Origin of the sequence: Sorangium sp. So ce1504 (assembly GCF_051521635.1) — a bacterium.
In the GTDB taxonomy this organism is placed as follows: Bacteria; Myxococcota_A; Polyangia; order Polyangiales; family Polyangiaceae; genus Sorangium; species Sorangium cellulosum_B.
In genome coordinates, this window is the sequence record NZ_CP150365.1 from 12,582,180 (window position 1) to 12,600,787 (window position 18,608).

15 protein-coding genes are annotated in these 18,608 nt (G+C 73.6%); 7 read left to right on the forward strand and 8 right to left on the reverse strand.

Annotated elements, in window-relative coordinates; all coding sequences use genetic code 11:
- The first annotated feature begins 24 nt into the window (after nt 1-24).
- The 4 genes from WMF39_RS47370 (at nt 25) to WMF39_RS47385 (ending at nt 6,959) form a co-directional block, all read left to right on the forward strand.
- Nucleotides 25-1,434 (forward strand): SIR2 family protein, encoded by a 1,410-nt coding sequence (locus WMF39_RS47370; protein ID WP_437743012.1) that lies wholly within the window; start codon nt 25-27, stop codon nt 1,432-1,434.
- A gap of 319 nt (nt 1,435-1,753) precedes the next feature.
- Nucleotides 1,754-2,185 (forward strand): hypothetical protein, encoded by a 432-nt coding sequence (locus WMF39_RS47375; protein WP_437743013.1) that lies wholly within the window; start codon nt 1,754-1,756, stop codon nt 2,183-2,185.
- 116 nt (nt 2,186-2,301) lie between these two features.
- Nucleotides 2,302-5,382 (forward strand): hypothetical protein, encoded by a 3,081-nt coding sequence (locus WMF39_RS47380; RefSeq protein ID WP_437743014.1) that lies wholly within the window; start codon nt 2,302-2,304, stop codon nt 5,380-5,382.
- Nucleotides 5,379-6,959: a hypothetical protein gene (locus tag WMF39_RS47385; protein WP_437743015.1), complete on the forward strand. Its 1,581-nt coding sequence runs from the start codon at nt 5,379-5,381 to the stop codon at nt 6,957-6,959. Before WMF39_RS47380 ends, WMF39_RS47385 begins: the two co-directional genes overlap by 4 nt.
- Before the next feature lie 66 nt (nt 6,960-7,025).
- On the opposite strand, the gene WMF39_RS47390 is transcribed toward WMF39_RS47385, so the two are convergent.
- On the reverse strand, nt 7,026-8,846 hold the full coding sequence (locus WMF39_RS47390; RefSeq protein WP_437743016.1) for a hypothetical protein: 1,821 nt from the start codon (nt 8,844-8,846) through the stop codon (nt 7,026-7,028).
- 295 nt (nt 8,847-9,141) lie between these two features.
- Between WMF39_RS47390 and WMF39_RS47395 the strand changes: the two genes are divergently transcribed.
- Together WMF39_RS47395 and WMF39_RS47400 are read left to right on the forward strand one after the other, a co-directional pair.
- A complete protein-coding gene (locus WMF39_RS47395; protein WP_437743017.1) occupies nt 9,142-9,852 on the forward strand; it encodes a hypothetical protein in 711 nt (236 codons plus the stop codon).
- Nucleotides 9,853-9,877: 25 nt separating this feature from the next.
- Nucleotides 9,878-10,075: a hypothetical protein gene (locus WMF39_RS47400; protein ID WP_437743018.1), complete on the forward strand. Its 198-nt coding sequence runs from the start codon at nt 9,878-9,880 to the stop codon at nt 10,073-10,075.
- On the opposite strand, the gene WMF39_RS47405 is transcribed toward WMF39_RS47400, so the two are convergent.
- The 7 genes from WMF39_RS47405 to WMF39_RS47435 all read right to left on the reverse strand — a co-directional run bounded on the left by WMF39_RS47405 (nt 10,002) and on the right by WMF39_RS47435 (nt 17,189).
- A complete protein-coding gene (locus WMF39_RS47405; protein WP_437743019.1) occupies nt 10,002-10,793 on the reverse strand; it encodes a trypsin-like serine peptidase in 792 nt (263 codons plus the stop codon). The two genes, WMF39_RS47400 and WMF39_RS47405, sit on opposite strands and share 74 nt — an antisense overlap.
- Entirely contained in the window at nt 10,783-11,889 is a 1,107-nt protein-coding gene (locus WMF39_RS47410; RefSeq protein ID WP_437743020.1) for a TfuA-like protein, read from the reverse strand. Before WMF39_RS47410 ends, WMF39_RS47405 begins: the two co-directional genes overlap by 11 nt.
- Nucleotides 11,886-13,100, reverse strand: coding sequence for a YcaO-like family protein (locus WMF39_RS47415; protein WP_437743021.1), 1,215 nt, complete (start codon nt 13,098-13,100; stop codon nt 11,886-11,888). Before WMF39_RS47415 ends, WMF39_RS47410 begins: the two co-directional genes overlap by 4 nt.
- A gap of 4 nt (nt 13,101-13,104) precedes the next feature.
- Nucleotides 13,105-13,401: a hypothetical protein gene (locus tag WMF39_RS47420; RefSeq protein WP_437743022.1), complete on the reverse strand. Its 297-nt coding sequence runs from the start codon at nt 13,399-13,401 to the stop codon at nt 13,105-13,107.
- A gap of 1,216 nt (nt 13,402-14,617) precedes the next feature.
- Nucleotides 14,618-15,955 carry an SLC13 family permease gene (locus WMF39_RS47425; protein ID WP_437743023.1) on the reverse strand — a complete coding sequence of 446 codons (1,338 nt, stop codon included), beginning with the start codon at nt 15,953-15,955 and terminating at the stop codon, nt 14,618-14,620.
- Nucleotides 15,952-16,674, reverse strand: coding sequence for a hypothetical protein (locus WMF39_RS47430; RefSeq protein ID WP_437743024.1), 723 nt, complete (start codon nt 16,672-16,674; stop codon nt 15,952-15,954). Before WMF39_RS47430 ends, WMF39_RS47425 begins: the two co-directional genes overlap by 4 nt.
- Nucleotides 16,674-17,189, reverse strand: a complete 516-nt coding sequence (locus WMF39_RS47435; RefSeq protein ID WP_437743025.1) for a hypothetical protein — start codon at nt 17,187-17,189, stop codon at nt 16,674-16,676. Before WMF39_RS47435 ends, WMF39_RS47430 begins: the two co-directional genes overlap by 1 nt.
- A 323-nt stretch (nt 17,190-17,512) precedes the next feature.
- On the opposite strand from WMF39_RS47435, the gene WMF39_RS47440 reads away from it, so the two are divergent.
- Nucleotides 17,513-18,595 (forward strand): formylglycine-generating enzyme family protein, encoded by a 1,083-nt coding sequence (locus WMF39_RS47440; protein WP_437743026.1) that lies wholly within the window; start codon nt 17,513-17,515, stop codon nt 18,593-18,595.
- Nucleotides 18,596-18,608: the final 13 nt, after the last annotated feature.

Below are 18,608 nucleotides of genomic sequence, written 5' to 3' on the forward strand. Positions count from 1 at the left end.
AGATCCGCGGTATCGTGATCGCTGATGGATGAAGAGATCCTCGAGCAGCTGCGTGAGCGCTACACGTCAGGGAATCTGATCGTCTTCGCAGGCGCCGGCGTCTCGGCGGCTGCGGGCATGCCCACCTGGAAGCAGCTCGCCGAGAAGCTGCGCGACCGCGCGCGGCGGCGGAGCGCGGACCCGGCGGTCATCGACGAGATCCAGCAGTACATCTCCTCGAACCAGCTCATCAACGCGCTCTCCGCGGCGAGGCTCGCGCTCGGGCCGCAGGACTTCAACTGGACGGTCGACAAGGAGCTCGACGACACCGGCCGCGACGTGCCGGAGCTGGCGCGGGCGATCGCCGCGCTCAAGCCGAAGCTCAAGGCCGTGCTCACCACGAACATCGACCGCTTCCTGGAGCGCGCGTTCCAGGGCGAGTGGCGCATGGTCGATCGGCCGGCGGGCGACGTCGCCATGGACAGGTGCTTCATCCTGAAGCTGCACGGCACGCTGCGGGCGTGGGACACCTGGGTGTTCTCGCGCGACCAGTACGACCGGGCGATCTTCGGCTCGCCCCTGCTGCAGGACGCGTTCGGGGCCCTCTACCGCACGCACTCCATCCTGTTCGTGGGCTTCGGCCTCGCCGACGACAACATCGACCAGACGCTCGCCCGCGTGCGCGCGCTCTCCGGCGGGCAGCCGCCGATGCATTTCGCGCTGCTCCCGAAGGGGGTGCCGCCGTTCCGCCGCCGGCTGCTCGAGGAGTCGGGCGTCCGGCTCATCGTCTACGAGAACCAGGCGGGCGATCACGCGGAGGTCACCCAGGTCCTCCTCGGCCTGGAGCCGGGCGCGGCGCCTCCGCCTCACGCCGCTGCGCCGCCGCAGGCCGCTGCGCCGCCGCAGGCCGCTGCGCCGCGGGCTGCGCAGCCGTCGTCGCCCACGTTGCCGTCCTCGCCCGTGGCGCCACACGCGCCGGGTGTGGGCGCGACGGCGGCGCCGCGGCCGGTGCGCGTCTTCTTCTCCTACGCCTCGCGCGATGAGGAGCTCCTCGCGCGCCTCGAGGCGCAGATGGCCCCGCTCAGGCGGGAGGGGCTGATCGCGCTGTGGCACAGCGGGAAGATCGGCGCGGGCGAGGACACGGAGCGCGCGATCGGCGAGCAGCTCGAGGCGGCCGACCTCATCCTCCTCCTGGTGAGCGCGAGCTACCTCGCGTCCGAGCAGGGCGACGCGCAGGTGGCGCGCGCGATGGAGCGGCGCGCGGCGGGGCAGGCCGTGGTCGTTCCGATCCTGCTCCGCCCCTGCGACTGGGAGACGACGCGCTTCGCCGAGCTCCAGGCGGTGCCGCGGGACAAGAAGCCCGTGACCAAGTGGCCCGATGAGGACGAGGCGTTCCTCCAGGTGGTGCGGGAGATCCGCGCGGTCGTGACGAAGCTGCGCCCGTCGCTGAGGTGAATCTGCGCGCCCTCGCCCGAGCTGCGACCCTGCCGCGCTCGGGCGGCGGCTCTGTGACGCGCGAGCGGCGGCTCGGCCGGCGCCGGGTGTATTCCGTACTCTTCCGCCTCATCGGCTCGTGAAGGATCGCCGCTCCGCGTGATCGGCGCCGGGTAGCCCGGCGTTCCCGGAGGGCTCTCTGGGTTTTCTCGCGCTCTTCCGGGCCTCTGGCCTTGTCGCGCTGCGCGCGCCGCAGCGGGCGCGGATGCACATCGGGACGCGCATGCGCCTTGCTATGCCCGCTGGGCGCACAGCGCGAACTAGCGGAGAGGTGGCCATCGTGAGCCCATTGCACAGAGAACGGATGGTGACGGCGCGCGAGAGCGGCCAACCCGAGGCGCGGTTCGCCGACGAAGAGATCCCGCCCGAGTCGGGCCGCCAGCCGGCCGTCTACACGGCGCGCGGCGGGCCCACCGGAGAGCCCTGGCCGGAGCGCGCGCCCGTGCTCACGCCGGAAGAGGCGCGCGAGCTGTCCGAGCGCTGGAGCGCGATCCAGGCGGGCTTCATCGAAGCGCCCCGCCTCTCGGTCGAGCAGGCCGACTCGCTCGTGAACGAGGTGATCCAGCGGGTCGCGCAGAGCTTCCGGGAGGAGCGCGCCGCGCTGCAGCGCCTCGTCGACGGCGAGCCCGGGCGAGCGGAGGCGTCGACGGAGGAGCTCCGGCTCGCGCTGCGCAGGTACAGATCGCTGCTCGGGCGCCTGCTCGCGTTCTAGTTCCACCCGCCAGGGGTCCGGCCAGGATGGCCCGCGCGCGGGTACGACCGGGGCGAGCGCTCCGCTTGCGCGGCGCCCTGTAGCGGGGGCTCTTCGCTTCTGGCATGGTCGCCGCCATGCTCGTCCGCAGCGCTCTCTCCTGGGTTCCACGCGGTCCGCGGCGCGACGCACGCCGCCTGACCGGCCCCGCGCTCGGGCGCCGCGCGCCAGCGCTGCTCGGCGCCGCGCTCGCCCTCTCGCTCGGGTGCTCCGGCGCATCGCCGGCCCCCGTCGCGCGCCCGGCGCCGGTCGTGAAGACGCCGCCCGCGCAGCCGAAGGCGCCGGAAGGGCCGCCGCTCCTGCCGGCCCGCGTGATCGCGGAGCTCGACGAGGACGCGACGCCCTACTTCGCCCGGCGCGGCGACGAGGCGCTGCTGCTCCACGCCGCGGGAGGGCGCTGGAGGACGCGCCTCCTCGGCGCGGACGGCGCGCCGCGCGGGGACACCGTGGACGCGGGCCCCGTCGCCGCCGACGTGCCCGTCGCCGCGCTGCGCGCCACGCCGCAGGGCTACCTCGCCGCCTGGATCGAGCAGATCGAGGGGAGCCGCGCGGTGCGCGTGCTCGCGCTCGACCCCGCCGGCAAGCCGAGCGCCCCGGCGAGCCTCGTCGCGCAGACGGCCGAGGAGATCTCGTGGCTCGACGTGCTCCCGAACGCGCAGGGCGCGCTCGTGCTGTGGGAGATGCCGCGCGAGGCCCAGGGCGACGCGGCCCGCGCCGGCGTCGCCCACCCCGGCGTTGCCCATCCCGGCGTCGACCGCGTCGACGTGGTCATGACGGTCGTGGCGCAGGGCAAGGGCGCCGCGATCAAGCCGACGGCGCCCGCGTCGGTCGCGCGCGAGGTGCTCGGGTGGCACGCGGTCGCCACCGAGCGGGGCGCGGCGGTCGCCCTCGTGCTCCCGCCGGCCGCGCCGCGCGGCCGAGGCGAGGGCAAGCCCGCGCGCAAGGCGGAGGCGGAGGACGCCGCAGAGGACGGGAAGCTCGGATCCATCGCGCTCCTGGAGATCGATGCGGCCGGGAAGGTGTCGGCGCCGGTGGTCGTCAGCCCCGAGCCGACCGCGCAGATCGATCTCGAGATCGCCTCCCTCGGTGGGCGTTACCTGCTCACCTGGACCGACGAGCGGGACATCGACGGCGCCGTCTACCTCGCGGCGGTCGAGCCGGGCGGCAAGGTGGTGGTGGCGCCGCGGCAGGCGACGCCGCCGTCCGGCGAGCAGGCGCTCGTGTCGCTCGTCGCGCCCTCCCAGGGCGGAGGCGGACGGGCGCTGCTCGCGTGGGAGGACCTGCTGCGCGCCCGCGGCGGCGAGGCCGGTGGCGCGGGCGCGCGCGAGCCGGGGCGCCTCATCCACCTCGCGTCGGTCGGCCCGGACGGGACGCTCGGCGCGGAGCGGGCGGCGCTCGTCTTCAGCGCGAGCGGGCCGCCCGACATCGCGGCCGACGGCGACGGCTTCGCCGCGGTGACGCTCGCGCCCGCCACGCTCAAGATGGCGCGCGACGGGGCGGCCGCGCCGCCGGTGTGGCCGACGTTCGTGCGCTTCGGCCCGGATCTCTCGGTGCGGGCGGCAGAGCCGGTGCGCGCCGCGCCGTTCGCGGCGACGGACGGCGTGCCGTACCTCGTGCGCGGGCTGACGTGCCACGCGGGCGCGTGCGCGACGCTGGCGAGCGCCGCGCCCGGTCCGCAGCCTGGCGGCGCGGCGGGCGCGGCGGGCGCGGCGGGCGCGCGGGCGCCGCTCGCGCTGGTGTCGCTCCCGGTGCGCGAGAGCGCGTGGCGCGCGCCCGCGTTCCGGGAGGACAAGGACCCGCCGCCGCGCGCGACCGCGGTGCGCGCCCTCGCCGAGGGCGACCCCATCGCCAAGGTCGCGGCGGTCGAGCTCGACGGCGGCGCGGCGCTCTCGGCGTGGGTCACGTACTTCGTCGAGGGCGCGTCGGACGCCGCGCCCCGCGGGCAGGAGGTCTCCGCGACGCTCGCGGTGCGCGCCGTGTCCCCGGGCGGCCTCGGCAAGCTGAGCGTCCTCTCGCAGAAGGCGTCGTCGCTCGGCGGCGTCGCGATCGCGGCGGCGCCGCCGCTCCCGGCCGACGCGAAGGGCAAGGGCGCGGCGCAGGGCGAGAGCGTGATCGCGTGGGTCGCGCGCGAGCGGGGCGAGACGCAGGTGTACCTGACCAAGGTCGACGCGACGGGCGCGAAGGTCGCGCAGAAGAAGCTCACCACGGCGCTGCGGAAGAAGCAGGGCGGCGCCGCGAGCGAGGCGTCCGACGTGGCGATCGCCTACGACGGCGCGGGGGGCTTCATCGTCGCGTGGATCGACACGCGCGACGGCAACGCCGAGGTGTACGCGGCGCGGGTGGACCGCGCGCTGAACCGGACGGCGCCGGACCGCCGCATCACGAACGCGCCGCTCGACGCGGCCGAGGTGCAGATCGCGGTGCGCGGCCAGGAGGTGTGGCTCGTGTGGTCCGACGCGCGCACGACCGGCGGCGCGGCCGCGGCCGCGGGCGGCGGCGGGGCTGCGGGCGGCGCGGCCGCGGGCGGCGGCGCGGCTGCGGGAGCCGGAGCGGCTGGCCAGGGCGGCGCGGTTGCGAGCGGCGGCGCGGCTGCGGGCGGCGCGGCTGGCCAGGGCGATGAGCCCGGCGGCGACATCTTCCTCGCGCGGCTCGACGCGAAGACGCTGCAGCGGATCGGCGACGAGTCGCGCCTCCATGAATCCTCGGAGCACTCGCGCAGCCCGGTGCTCGCGCCGCTCGAAGGCGGGCTCTTCGTCGGCTGGGTCGACGAGCCGGCCGACGAGGCCGGCGGGGGCGCGGGGGCCGGCGGGCGCGCGCGTCTCGTGCGGGTCGACGGCAACGGCGCGGTGCAGGGCCCGCCCGTCGTGGTGAGCGGCCCGGACGGCGCGGCGGTGTCGTCGCTCGCGCTCGCGTGCGACAAGGTCTGCCGCGGCGTGCTCGCGTCGGCCCCGGGGGACTCGGTGGAGCTGAACGCCTTCACGCTGGCGCCCGGCGACGTGTCGGCGCCCTCCCTGAAGCCGCTGGTGTGGCTGACCGGGGGCGCGTCGCAGGACGTGTCGCCGGCGTTCGCGGGGCGGTCCGGCGCCTCGCTGTTCTTTGCGGACGACTCGGTGAGCGGCTCGGGGCGCGTCCGGTGGATGACGATCGCATGGCCGTGAGCGGCGCAGATCGCGCTCGCCGGCGGCGCGCCGCGCCGCTGCGCGCGGGCTGGCTCCTCCTCGGAGCGCTGGCCTCCGCGCTCGGCTGCCCTGGGCCGCCGGAGGTGCCGGTGCCGCCGCCGCGCAAGCCGGCCGGCGCGGCGGCGTTGCCGGCCTGCAAGGAGAGCGGCTGCTCTCAGGCCGGGGCGCTGCTCGCGGCCGCGCGGGCGTTCAGCGACGTGCGGCACGACTACCTCCTCGACACATCGAGCGCCATGGTGCCGGGCCGCGGGCTGTCGAGGAGCGCGGCGGGCGCGTTCTCGCCGGTCGGCCTTGCTTGCGCCCGTCCGAAGGCGGAGCCGGCAGCGCCCGCGGCGACGGCAGCGCCCGCGGCGCAGACGGTGGCCGCGATCACGGCGGCGCCCGCGGCGACGGCGGCGCCGGGCGCACCCGCGCCGGCGCCGGGCGAGCGCGCGATCGACTTCCGCTACGTCGGCATCGCCGTCGACTCGGTCCTCGTCGGCGCCGACGTCGATCTGCCGGCGTACTTCAGCGCCGGAGGGACGCTCGACCGGCGCCGGCTGCGGCTGGTCGCGATGGCGCTGGTCGCGGACGAGGATCCGCAGTTCTTCGAGCCGACCGAGAGCGTGGTGCCGGCGGCGGGCGGCGGCTGCGCCTGCGGCCGCGCGACGCACTTCATCGGGGCCGTGAAGCGCGGCGCGATGGTCGCCTACGAGACGGACGTGACGGCCGGCGAGGCGCACGGCACGGCGCTCGGCCTGTTCAAGGCCCGGATCGAGGCGGGGGACCGCCGGGTGACGATGACCTCGGTCGGGGAGCTGGCCATCGAGGGCGTCGAGGGCGCGCCGGTCGCGGGCGCCAAGGGAGGCGGGCAGGCGTTCGGCGCGCTGCGGATGGAGGTCAAGAAGGCGGTGCCGCTGGCGTACGCGATCTACCCGGTGGCGGACGTGTGCCGCTTCTCGCTCGCCGAGCCGGAGATCGCGCCGCTGCCCGTCGACCTCGGCGTGGTGCCGTACGGCGCCGCGGGGACGGCGCAGGCGCTCATCACGAACCGGGCGCAGGTCGACGTCCGGGTGACCCACGGCGAGCGCACGGTCGAGGTGCCCGCGCACGGGAGCGCGGAGCTCACGTTCTCGTGGACGCCGGAGGGCGCGACGGCCGGCTGCGAGCGGCAGACGCGGCGGGACACGTTCGTCGTGCAGCCGAAGGACGCGTCCGCCCCGGTGGTGCCGCGCGAGCGGGCCGTCGTGGTGCCGCTCCAGGTCACGACGGGGATGCCGACCTTCTCGAAGCACGAGCCGATCGCGACCGAGACGGGGCGGTCGCCGGACTACGCCCGGGCGAGCGTGGACTGGACGTGCCCGGCCGGCTACGTGGTCGAGCAATGCGAGCCGCAGCTGGCGAGCTGCCTGTCATCGACGGGGAGCTGCAACGCCGAGGGATACCGGCTGACGGCCGAGGCGACCGCGGACGGGCGGGGGTGCGCGTTCCGGTGCACGGGGCCGAGCTCGTCCTTGTGGGGTGACCACGGGTGCTCCTACACGGCGGCCATGGTGTGCCGGCTGGGGTGCAACTAGCGCTACGGCCGCGTGTCGCGGAGTCTCCGCCACCTCGAGGGCGACCGCCCGCGCGTGCTCAGCCGGTCACTGGCGCGGGGAGCGCCCGAGCGGGCGCGCGTCGGGGGACGAGCCCCCCTGCGCCGGGCCGCTCTCGTCCGCCCCCTGGAGCGCCATGCTCCCAGGCTTGAAGAAGATGCTCCAGAGCTTGCCCGCGAGCTGGTCGAAGGCGCGGAGCGCCATCACCTCGTAGACCCGGTCATCGGGAGGCGCGCTCGCGAGGTTGGCCCCCAGCCCTGCCGTGCTCGTGTACTCCACGGTGAACTCGTCCGGGGGCATCACCTTCAGCTTGAAGTCGAACGCGTCGCGCTCTCCGGGGATCCGCATGGTCCCGTCGAAATCGACCAGGATGCCGACGAACGCTCGTTCGCTGCGCTCGCCCGAGTACATGGTGCCGGACCAGCCGACATCATAATGGATGTAGATCGTCGGAACGTTCGGAGCGACCCTGGCTGCACCGGCGTTGTCGATCAGGCGCTCTCCCTGCTTGAGCTCGAGGATGTCCGTCGGGAAGACCCGCTTGAAGCCGGCCGCCAGGTTGTTCACGATGGCCGCCTCGCGAGGAAGGGAGTGCTCAGCATCGAAATGCTTCGCGACGGGCGCCACGCCCGCGCCCCGCGGGCGGAGGGCCTGCGCCTTCTGCTGCAAGACCGCATCCAGCTTCGCGAGCATGTCGGTGGCGGGCGGGTCGAAGCGGACCTCGACGGTCGACCGCTCGCTCTTCTCCAGATACGAGATCAGCTTCTCCATGAAGCTCAGCATGACCGGGTCCGATGTCGAGGCTTGCGCTCGAAAGTCGGCCAGCGTCTTCGAGAAGAGCGCATGGACCGCGGCGCGCGTCTCTCCCTCCACCACCGATCCCGGGTACTTCTTGAGGACGGCGCGCAGCGCGGTGACGCTGCCCTCGCGCTTTGCTTCCGTGAGCGCGGCCCGGGGGAGCAAGCTGTTCTTCACTTCATCGAGGTGCCTGCGGCCTGAATGGATATAGCCCTCGTAGGCGAACTCGCTCCCTACCTCCTTGGCGCTACGGAACATCGCCTCGTCGCTCAGGAGGTTGCGCACGTACCACAAGGGCAGCGCGAGGATCACGGCCACCAGCGTCGAGGCGCCCGCGATGAAGCCGGGGTGGAGGAACGACGGCATCGTGCCCACACGCGGCGCGTGGCCGCCCGCTGCGTGCGGTGGATCGACGGCCACGAGCCTGTCCCAGGCGTCGTCGCGCCGGACCTCGAAGAACGGATCCAGCGCGATGAGCTGCTGCACGTCCCTCGACGCGAACGCGGCCCGGAGCGCCTGCCTGGACCACTCGAGCTCGCCGACCTTGGCCTGGACCTCTGCCTGCGAACGAACGACGAACGACTGGCTGACGTTCCCCTGGAAGCTGAAGGTGATGAGCGAGTGGGAGTAGACCCCGTTCGTGTGGTGGTGTACCGCGCCGACGTTCACGAGATCCGACATCGGGAGCATCGTCAGCTTGGGCCCTGTCGCGTCGACGTAGTCCGCCGGCAACAGATACCGGCCCGCCCTGAACGGGAGGGTCGACTTGAACCTGAGCCGCTTGATGGCCATCAGGGTCGACACGAAGAGCAGGAAGATGCTGCCGGCGTAGCCGAGAAGGTGCCCCGTGCCCTGAACGCCTGACCAAAGCGATCCAAAATGATTGCAGACGAGCACCAGGGTCACGGCGGCGGCGGCCAGCGCGAGGAAGCTCCATCCGAGGATCCCCGCGCCTGCGTTCGCCGGCGCGGAGAGGATCGGCCTGGGCGGGCCCTGACCATCGAGGCACCGAACGAGCCGATCGCGGACGGGATCGGGCAGCGCATTGAACAGGACATGTCGTACAGGCATGGCACCCCCAGGCAATCAGGAGACGCTATCATCGGCCCTGCGTGCGCGGCAATCGCGATGTGGAAAATTACGCTCTGGCGAGCCGCGTCTGGCAGCGTGATCCGAGACCCTGCACATCGGTGGCGTTCACGCACGCCATGTCCCGTGGCGAAGGCCGGCGCGACGCGCTGACGAATCGACCGCCCCGCGGGGTGTCCTGCGAACACGCCGCAGGTGTCGTGATCGAGGGCGCATGGCGCGCCGGCCGCCGCGCGGGCGGGAGCCCACGCTCAAACCATGTTGGAGGAGAATGACCATGAACATGAATTCGATGCGCCGTGGTGTCTCGATGGGGCGCGTCACCTGGGGCGTTGGCAACGTGATCGACCTCGAGACCCGCCGGGGGCTCTTCGTCCTCGCGCAGATGAGCAGGTCTCCCTACCTGGTCTTCTTCCGTCACTTCCGCCGCGATCGCGATTGGCGGGGGACACGGCTCGCTCCGGCGGACGTCCTCTTCTGCACGTCCGTCACCCGGCAGCTCCTCACGTCGAGCGTGATTGGCCGGGTCAAGGGCGTGGAGCCGTTGAACGTCGACCTCCCGACCGTGTGGATCCACCCCGACGCGACGAGCCGGCGGGTGACGGTCTGGGAGGGCACGCCTCATGAGCGCTCGTTCATCACGATCGGTCGCGGCGGGGCGCTCGTGCGCAAGGACGTGAACCATCACGCCGGAGGTCCCTTCAAGCATCCGAGCGGCGTGTTCGATGAGGTCCTCGAGCCGTCGATCGCCGACATCGAGACGATCGAGCGGCACGAGCTCACCTCGCTCGCCGTCTTCCCGCTCCTCCAGGAGCGGCTGTTCCTCTGTCATGGCGCGGGGAAGAGCGTCGATCCGGAGAAGCACCTGCTCTTCGATCTCCCCATGCCGCTCGCCTTCGAGCCCTACATCGAGCTCATCACCGCGTCGACGGAGGAGGAGCGCCGCGCGTGGCAGCGGCGATACGTCGCCGCGATGCCTCGCGCGTGATGACCGGACCGGACAACCGGAGGCGGTGCCGCCGCTTGACGAGAAGTACGACGAGTTCGTGAAGTACGTCGGCTCGATCCCCGAGGCGCCGCGCCGCCGCGACGACGGCCGCATGCTCGCCGAGACCGCGATCCGCGCGCTCGCCGACCTCAAGGGCTGCGTCGCGACCGCGGCGCAGAGCAAGGACGCGCCGCTGCTCCGCCTGCTGCCGCCGCCCGGCTAACCAGCTGGAGCGTCGGCGATCGCGCGAGCAGCGCGCTCGCGCACACGCCGGAGCTCGTGCCCGCGCTGCTCCGGCCGTTCGTGTGGACGCCGACCAGGCGGCCGTCGGAGATCCGCAGCACGCCCGAGCCCGAGCTGCCCTCGAACGTCGCCGCGCCGAGGTAGCGGAGCGCGGTGCCGCCCGCGGCCACGCACCGGCCCGCGACCAGGTGCTTCGTGAAGCCGAGCGGGTGGCCGATCAGGCACACCGCCTCGCCCGGGCGCGCGCCGGTCGGCGCGAGCTCGGCGACGCCCCACGCGGCGCCGGGCGCGCCGGCGAGCCGCACGATCGCGAAATCGAGCTCGCCCGCGCGGTGCTCGACGAGCTCGACGATCCGGTAGCAGCGCGTCGGCCGCAGCTCGCCCGCGGGATCGAGCTGGTAGTTGAACGCGACGTGCATGTTCGTGGCGATCTCCGCGGAGCCGATCACGTCGCCGGTGCGGTCGTCGAGCGGGCGCAGCCAGCGGCCGCCGGTGCGGTCGAAGCAGTGCCCCGCGGTGAGGAACAGGTCGCGCGCGATCAGCGTGCCCGAGCCCCACGCGACGCCGCTCGCGGTGCCGGGCCGGGCGTAGCGGCGTGCGAGGTCGGCGTTCCAGCGCAGCTGGCCGACCGCACCCTCGTGCGCGGCCGCGAACGTGCGCAGCGGCGGCGGGCAGTGCTCGACCGGCTCACTCCGCACCGCGCCTCCGGCGCACGCGCCCGTAGCAGCTCATCGCGCGCAGCTGATCGGCGAGGTGGTGATCGAGCTCGGGCTCGGTCGCGGCCTGCGCGCAGCGCACGACCGCCTCGCGGCGCATCAGCTCGAGGAACGCGGCCGGGTCGAGCTCTTGCTCGGCGAGCCACGCCCGGGTCTCGGCGGCGGTGTACAGGCCGTGCTCGCGGCGGAACTGCTGCGCGGTGCGCTCGACGAGCTCGGCGCTGACCGACAGGCCCTGGCGCGCCGCCGCGTCCTCGGCGAGCGCGCGGGCGAGCGCGCCCTGGACCGCGCTCGCGTACAGCGACGCGTCGCCGAGCGCGCGCAGCGCGTCGAGCAGCGGCGCCGCGGTCGCGCCGCGCGCCGCGCGCATCCGCGGCAGCGCATGGTCCCACGCGTCGGTGCGCTCAAACGCGTAGTCGACGCGCTTCGGTGCGGCGCCGGCGGCGCGCGCGGCCTGCATCGCGTCGACGAGCGCGAGCGCATCGCGGCGCTTCTGGTCGACGCGGCCGCCGGGCAGCCAGCGCTCGAGCGCGGCGACGTCGCAGCCGGTGGCGTGCGCCTCGGCGAGCAGCTCGGGCCACCGGCGGTCGGGATAGAACCGCTGCTTCGCGAGCGCGACCAGCCGATCGGCCGCCGCGCGGGTGCACGCGCCGGCGGCGACCGCCGCGTCGAGCGTGGCGCGGATGTCGACCAGCGCCTCCGAGACATGGCGATAGCCGTGGTCGGCCGCGAGGTGGGTCAGCGCGACCTCGTCGTCGGCGTCGAGCGCGCCCGCGCGAAACTGCTCGAACACCCAGCCGACGCCGACCATGCCGAAGTCGGCGAGCTCGGCCGCGCGCAGCGCGCCCATGCTCGACGCTCCGAACACGTGCACGCCCTCGGCCATCGCCCACAGGATCTCCTTGTGCCACACCGCCGGCGCGTGCTCGAAGAACCCGTCGACGAGGCCGATGCCCCACGGCCGCTCGCGCGCGGCCCGGTAGACGTCGCCCTGGGCCGCCGGTGGCAGCACGCGCAGGTCGGGCACCGCCGGCACGTCGGCCGGCGGCAGGCTCGGTCCGGTGAACAGCACGATCACGATGGCCTCGCTCGCTGCGCCCGCGGACCGGGCGCGTAGCCGGGTGCGTTCCACATGCTCTCGAGCCCCGGCACGACGACGCGGACCACCGCGACGCCGAGCTCGGGCCGGGACAGATCGACCGCGACGGCCTGGTCGAGCCCCGCGCCGCGCAGCGCGCCGAGCACCGCGGCGAGGTCGTCGTCGAACGAGTCGCTCGCCGCATCGGGCAGCTCTGCGAACGAGCGCGCGGCGGGCGCCTCGAGCTCGACGAGCGCCGCCGCGATCCGGTCCGCCGCGCGGACGCGCTGGAACGACGGCTCCACGATGTCGTCGCGCGCGCCGGAGATCGCGGTCAGCCGGCTCTGCGCGGCCTCGGTGAGCGCGCGGGCGAGCGCGATCGCGCGCGATCGGTGACAGCCCTGGCCGCCGCTCACGCACAGCGCGTGGAACGGGTCCGGATCGCGATCCGCGATCTCGGCGACCACGACCGGCAGCCCGAGGTCGCTGGTCGCGTCCCACGCACCGACCGCGACGCCGGCGCGCTCGAACCGCCGGAGCAGCGCGCGGCAGTCGAGGTCGTCGACGGTGTCGAGCGCGATCCGGGTGCGCCGCCGGACCTCGGCGCCGCCGGCGCGCCAGATCGCGACCGCGTCGCGCTCGATCACCTCGTACAGCCCGTGCAGCGTCGCCTCGAGCGCGTCGTTGCCCGACGCGAGCCCGGTCGACGTGGTCAAGAAGCAGCCGCTGCCCGGCGGGCGCGGCGAGGTGTAGTCGGTGGTGACCACCTCGAGCGGCACCGCGCGCGGCGCGCCGTCGAACAGGTCGACACCGTCGAGCCACAGCAGCTTGCGATGAGGCTGGAACGCCCCGATCGCGAGCCGCGGCAGCCCGGCGAGATCGACGAGACGGCGCGTCGCGGCGAGCTCGGCAGCGGTGCCGAACACCATCGGTCGCAGGATGTGCTCGGCATGCCACTGCTCGATCGACTCCATCACGCCCGACGCGCGCGCCGCCTCGAGGTCGAGCCCCTTGCCCTGCGAGACCGAGATCGAGCGTGCGTTCGGCCGGCACACCATCACGACCGGGATGCCGATCGAGTCGAGCCCGGTGACATCCGCGATCCGCGTGATGCCGAGTCGCCGCAGCAGCGGCCGGACCCGGGCGAGCGTATCGGCCGGACTGGTCCGGCGCTGCGTGCCGCGCCAGTACGCCTTCTCGGTGCAGGGCACGGCGCTAGTCCTGCGGCTTGAACGCGTTCAGGTTGAAGTAGAACGTGCCGCAGAACTCGGCGGGCCCGACCTCCTCGGCGGCGCCGCCGCGCGCCAGCTCCTGCTCGACGAGACGGCGGGCCGGCGGCGCATCCGCGTACGGCACGTGCTGGGTCGCGACGCGCTGCTCGACGAGCTCCTTGCAGATCGGCTCGAGCGGCCGCTTCGGCGGCCCGAGGTCTCTGCTGTCGATCACGTAGTAGCCATCTGCCTTGCCGTTGATCACGACGAGCGTGAACGGATCATCCGTCATCTTCTTCATGTCATCCCTCCTGAGAAACGCGTTGGAACTTCTCCACATCGCTCGGCGACGGCGCAGAACTCGCGCCACCGCCGGCGCACCGACTCGACCGCACGAGATGGACCGGTTTGTCGTCCTAGCCGGACAGGGGATCGAGCGCGGGCTGGTCGTCCTCGTTCACGCCGATGCAGGCCCCTCTCATGAGCATGAGCGGCACCATCATCCAAGTGCTTCTCAATCCCATCTTCTTCTCTCCGAGACAAAGAAGCCCACCCGCGTCGATTCGCGGTCAGGCGCATCGTGATGCCGAGCCCGAGAGCTCGACGCTGCTAGGTCCGCTTGGAGCGCTCAACGCACGCCGTGTGCCAGGGGCAGAGGGCGCTCGATGTCTCGAGATGTCGCGTTCCATGTGCCGGCAGGATCAGTCGCCTGCCGTGAAATGTGGCCCATTTCTCTGTGACATGTCACGGACTGCAACGTCGCATGACACGGATCCCAGCGTGACATGTCACGGATTGCAGCGTGACATGTCACGAATCGCAGTGTGACATGACCCACGCGTGCATCGCGCATCGGTCGATGGGCGCACGCCGAGAGCGAAGCCGCGGCGCCCCTGGTCGAGGGTGGAGCCCTGGTAGTCCACCGGCGTGGATGGGCCACGATCTACCGGAGGTGCGAATCGACCGCGAGGAGCGAGGCGAGGAGGTGTTCTCGCGCGCCAGAGGTGTTCTCGCGCGCCAGTAGGGTACAGCTATACGGTAGGATGCCTTCCGCCTGGTGCTACGTCGCGGTAATCCCAGGCGTTTCAGGCGTGGAAAACCTGCCTGATCGCATAAGGCCCGATCCATCTTTTTGTGGAGGCACGTCCAGCGGGAGACGAGTGCGACTCATCTTTTTGTGGAGGCACGTCCAGCGGGAGACGAGTGCGACTCATCTTTTTGTGGAGGCACGTCCAGCGGGAGACGAGTGCGACTCATCTTTTTGTGGAGGCACGTCCAGCGGGAGACGGGTGCGACCCGTCTTCATGCTGGAGGGGGAGCCAGCGGGAGACGGGTGCGACCCGTCTTCATGCTGGAGGGGGGCCAGCCGGAGACGGGTGCGACCCGTCTTCATGCTGGAGGGGGAGCCAGCCGGAGATGGATGCGACCCGTCTTCATGCTCGAGGCGCATTCACCCGGACGCGGGTGCCACCCATCTCCCGCATGGGCGAGCCAGCTCCTGCCCCCGGCGGGCGATCTCATCGCGCCGCCCAGATGGCGAGGAGCGCGTACGCGATCGCCACGGCCTGGATGACCGCGAAGCTCAGGAGCCCGGTCGGCAGGAAATCGAAGAAGCCGAACCGGATGGGCCTGCCGTCGACGTCCCGCAGGTCGGCTCGCTCGGTGAGCGCCTGCGCGAGCGGGCCCGACGTCGCGGCGGTCAGGAAGAGCGAGCTGCCCGCGCAGACGGACAGGGCGAGGCCGACATACACGGCGGGCGCGGGCAGCCGCTCGGCGAGCGACTCGGCCACGTCGAGCAGCGCCGCCATGCTGGGGCCCGCCGAGAACAGCCCGGTGAGCACGCCGGCGAGGACGAGGAACGCGACGAGCTGCAGCGACGGGGCGACCGGGAGCCGCGCCAGCGAGCGCGAGACCTCCTCGAACAGGCCGGTGCGCCGCACCGCCGCGACCATCACGAAGAGCGAGAGCAGGAAGAGCACCGCCTCGATGTCGAGCCCCGTCCGCGCGAGCCGCTCGCCGAGCCTGCGCGACGCGAGCAGCGCCGCGCCGGTGCCGAGCCAGCACACGAGCTCGGGGCCGACGCCGAGCTCCGCGGGCAGGAACAGCCACGCGACCACCATCGCGCCGAGCGACGCCGCCGCCGGCACGAGGAGGCGCCGGTCGGCCCGCACCCGCCGGTGCAGCGCCTCCATGGCCGCGCGCGTGAGCCGCGCCGAGACCGGATCGCGCGGCACGCCCGCGGCCGGGCGCACCACGGCGCGCACGACGACGAGCAGCACGGCGAGCGCGCAGAGCGTCGCCGGCGCGGCGCGCGAGAGGTAGGCCCCGAACGTCATGCTGCCCCGGCCGAGCAGCAGGATGGCCGGGAAATCGCCGATCGGCGTGGCGGCCCCGCCGAGGTTGCACGCGACGAGCAGCAGGCCGAGCAGCCAGGAGACGTACCGCTGCCGCGTGCCCATCAGCTTGAGCAGGACGTGCAGCACCGGCAGGACGAGCACGAGCGCCGTGAGGTTGTTGACGATGCCGCTCACGACGTACATCGCGACCGAGAACACCACGAGGACGCGGAAGGGCTCGGCGCCGCTCAGCCGCGTCGCCGCGACGGCGAGGCGATCGAAGAGCCGCGAGGCGGCGAAGAGCTGGGACAGGAGCCCCAGCGTCACGAGGATGACGAGCACGTCCCACGGCACCTCGGCGAGCAGGCGCGGCGTGGTCGCGACCCCGAGCAGCGTCGACGCGAGGCAGGCGAGGCCCGCGCCGCCCGTCACGATGAGCACGCGGCGCGACGGCAGGAGCGCCTGGAGCAGCAGCGTCCCGAGCAGGACGGCGAAGAGCGCGGCCTGGGGGGCCGTCACGTCGCCTCGATCGCCGGCGCGAGCGCGCGCGGGTCGCCCGCGCCGGCGGCGGCGACCTCGGGCGCGGGGCCGCGCGGGGCCGGCCCGACGAGGCATGAGAAATCGGCCGAGCTCGTCTCGACCATCCAGCGCGGGTACACCGTCATGGGCCGGCCGAGGATGTCCCAGCCGATCAGCGAGCGGAACTGGGTCCGCACGTCGGGGCCCGAGACGCGCAGCCACGAGGGGCTCACGTGCGCCGCGTGCCCGTCGGTGCCGTAGACGAACGTGAGCAGCGCGCTCCTCCGCCCGGCCCAGCGGTGGAGCTCGGACAGACCCACCGGCTCGATGAGCCCGTCGTAGTTCGCGAGCACACGGCCGAAGTCCGTGTCGAGCCCGCCCGCGTCGGTGACGAGGCCCGCCTCGACGCCGGAGAGCCGCGGCACGAGCGCGTCGAGGCAGTCGGCCTCCAGCCCCACGACGAGCAGCCGGGTCACGCCGCGGAGCGCGTCGAGGACGCCCGCGAGGTCGAGCGGCGCCTCGGCGCCGCCCGAGAGCCACTGCTCGGCGACGAAGTCGAGGACGGGGAACTCGCGCCCGAGCTGGTCGCGGGCCTCGCGCGCGAGCGGGGCGCCGCCTTCGCCCACCAGCTCGCGCAGGAACAGCCGCGCCGCCGAGCGCATGCCCAGCTCGGCGGCCACCATCCGGAACGCCTGTCCGAGCGCCGGCGGCAGCGCCATCAGGCCGGCTCCGCCCCGGCGCGGGCGCGCTCGGCGCGCGCGAAGAGGGCGTCGAGCAGGCAGACCATTGCGGCGTTGGCGAGCGCGTGGTGCGGCGGGCCGTCGGTCAGGCAGTCGACGAGCGCCGCGAGCTCCGGCGAGCCCTTTGGGGCGAGGCGCGTCAGCGGCGCGAGCGGGATGGCCAGCGGGTAATCGTGCTCGCTGCCGCGCGCGAGGTGCGGCGGCAGGCGGATCGGGACGGGCAGCGACTCGCCGCTCGGCGCGCCGCCCTCCGGCGGACCGAGCTCCTCGAGCAGGAGACCGAGCAGGCAGACCAGCGTGTAGCTCGCGCCGCGGTGATGGACCGGGCCCTCCCCGACGATGCACCGGACGACGAAGGCGCGCTCCTCCGCGTCGGGCATCCAGGGGGCGAGCAGCGCGTCGAGCCTCGCGGGGCGGATGAACGCGGACACCACGGACGAGGGCAATGAAGGGTAGCGATGGCCGGGGTCGCGAGGCGGTCGGGGCGGAGGCATGAGGGCACTTCAGCGTAGCTGCCCGGAAGGGCCCGGATCCAGGCCTGATCTCGCGCGCCAGCGCCCCGTGCGGACGCGCGCGCGCGCCACCTCAGGCGATGCAGCGTGACGCCCCGCGGCTGGCGACGGCGAACGGGCCCGTGGTTCGATCGGTCCAGTCGACGGGTGCGGCCTTCAACGGCTCTGACGACATCGCAGGAAGCCAGGAAAGCGCGGAGGAGGAGCTCGCTGGTTCCCGTGCGCCTGGGCGCCCGAGCCGCCTCGCGCTGGCCTTCCGCCGTGTCGCACAACCAGAGCGGCGGCGCTCGCACCTAACCGCTCAAATGGCCACGCGACCGCCTCGACAGCCGCTCTCGACCCTCCTCGCCCTCTGCACGCTCGCGGCGATCCTGGGATCCGGCCACGCGTACAGCGGCGGCGCTGCGGAGCAGGACGCGGGCGCTTCCGTTCACACCGGGCGCGATCGCGCGCAGGCGCCTCCGCCGAGCTGCGCCGGCGTCACGCCCGGCGCCGACGACCGCTGCGGCCTCGGCCATGACGACGACTGCTGCGCCAGCCTGCTCGTACCCGGTGGGACGTTCAACCGGCTCAACGACCCGCGGTATCCCGCGAGCGTGAGCAGCTTCCACCTCGACAAGTACATGGTCACGGTCGGGCGGTTTCGCCGCTACCTGGAAGAGACCGGCGGCCCGACGCAGGCGAGCCCGCCGCCGGCCGGCGCAGGGGCGCACCCGAAGATCCCGGACAGCGGGTGGGACCCGGCCTGGAACACGATGCTCCCGGCGACCACGGCCGAGATGAAGCGGGCGCTCGTCTGCGATCCTTACGGCTGGCCGACGTGGACCGACGCTGCGGCCGCGAACGAGGACAAACCCATCGTGTGCGCGACATGGCTCGAGCTGTTCGCGTTCTGCGCGTGGGACGGCGGGCGCCTGCCGACCCAGGCCGAGATGAACTACGCGGCTGCAGGCGGCGACGAGCAGCGGCTGTATCCGTGGGGCACTTCCCCCATCACCTCCGAAGACGCGGCCTACTGCTGCCAGGGCGAAGGCTCGACGTCGCTGCCCTGCGAGGACGCGTTTCCCCCGTGGAGCCTCATCCACTGCACCACGGACGATCTCGCGCCCGTCGGCTCCTTTCCCAGGGGAGCGGGGCGCTGGGGCCAGCTCGATCTCGCCGGCGAGGCCTACAAGGTCACGCGCGACGCCGCCGACGACGACCGCCCGCTCGTGCCGTGCGCCGATTGCTCCCGGCTGGACAACCACGCTGCCCTGCGCGTCACGCACGGCGGGAGCTTCGTCGCCGCCGGATATCGGCAGACGACGACCTATCGCGCACCCTACGAGACCAATGGCCGCCACTACTACGTATCGGCGATGTGCGCGCGCGACCTGCCAGGGCCGTGAGCCCTCCGCGCGG

Coding starts and splice junctions, on each gene's coding strand:
- WMF39_RS47370 (WP_437743012.1), top strand. CDS start 25: ATGGATGAAGAGATCCTCGAGCAGCTGCGTGAGCGCTACACGTCAGGG.
- WMF39_RS47380 (WP_437743014.1), top strand. CDS start 2,302: ATGCTCGTCCGCAGCGCTCTCTCCTGGGTTCCACGCGGTCCGCGGCGC.
- WMF39_RS47390 (WP_437743016.1), bottom strand. CDS start 8,846: ATGCCTGTACGACATGTCCTGTTCAATGCGCTGCCCGATCCCGTCCGC.
- WMF39_RS47395 (WP_437743017.1), top strand. CDS start 9,142: ATGAACATGAATTCGATGCGCCGTGGTGTCTCGATGGGGCGCGTCACC.
- WMF39_RS47420 (WP_437743022.1), bottom strand. CDS start 13,401: ATGAAGAAGATGACGGATGATCCGTTCACGCTCGTCGTGATCAACGGC.
- WMF39_RS47430 (WP_437743024.1), bottom strand. CDS start 16,674: ATGGCGCTGCCGCCGGCGCTCGGACAGGCGTTCCGGATGGTGGCCGCC.
- WMF39_RS47435 (WP_437743025.1), bottom strand. CDS start 17,189: ATGCCTCCGCCCCGACCGCCTCGCGACCCCGGCCATCGCTACCCTTCA.
- WMF39_RS47440 (WP_437743026.1), top strand. CDS start 17,513: ATGGCCACGCGACCGCCTCGACAGCCGCTCTCGACCCTCCTCGCCCTC.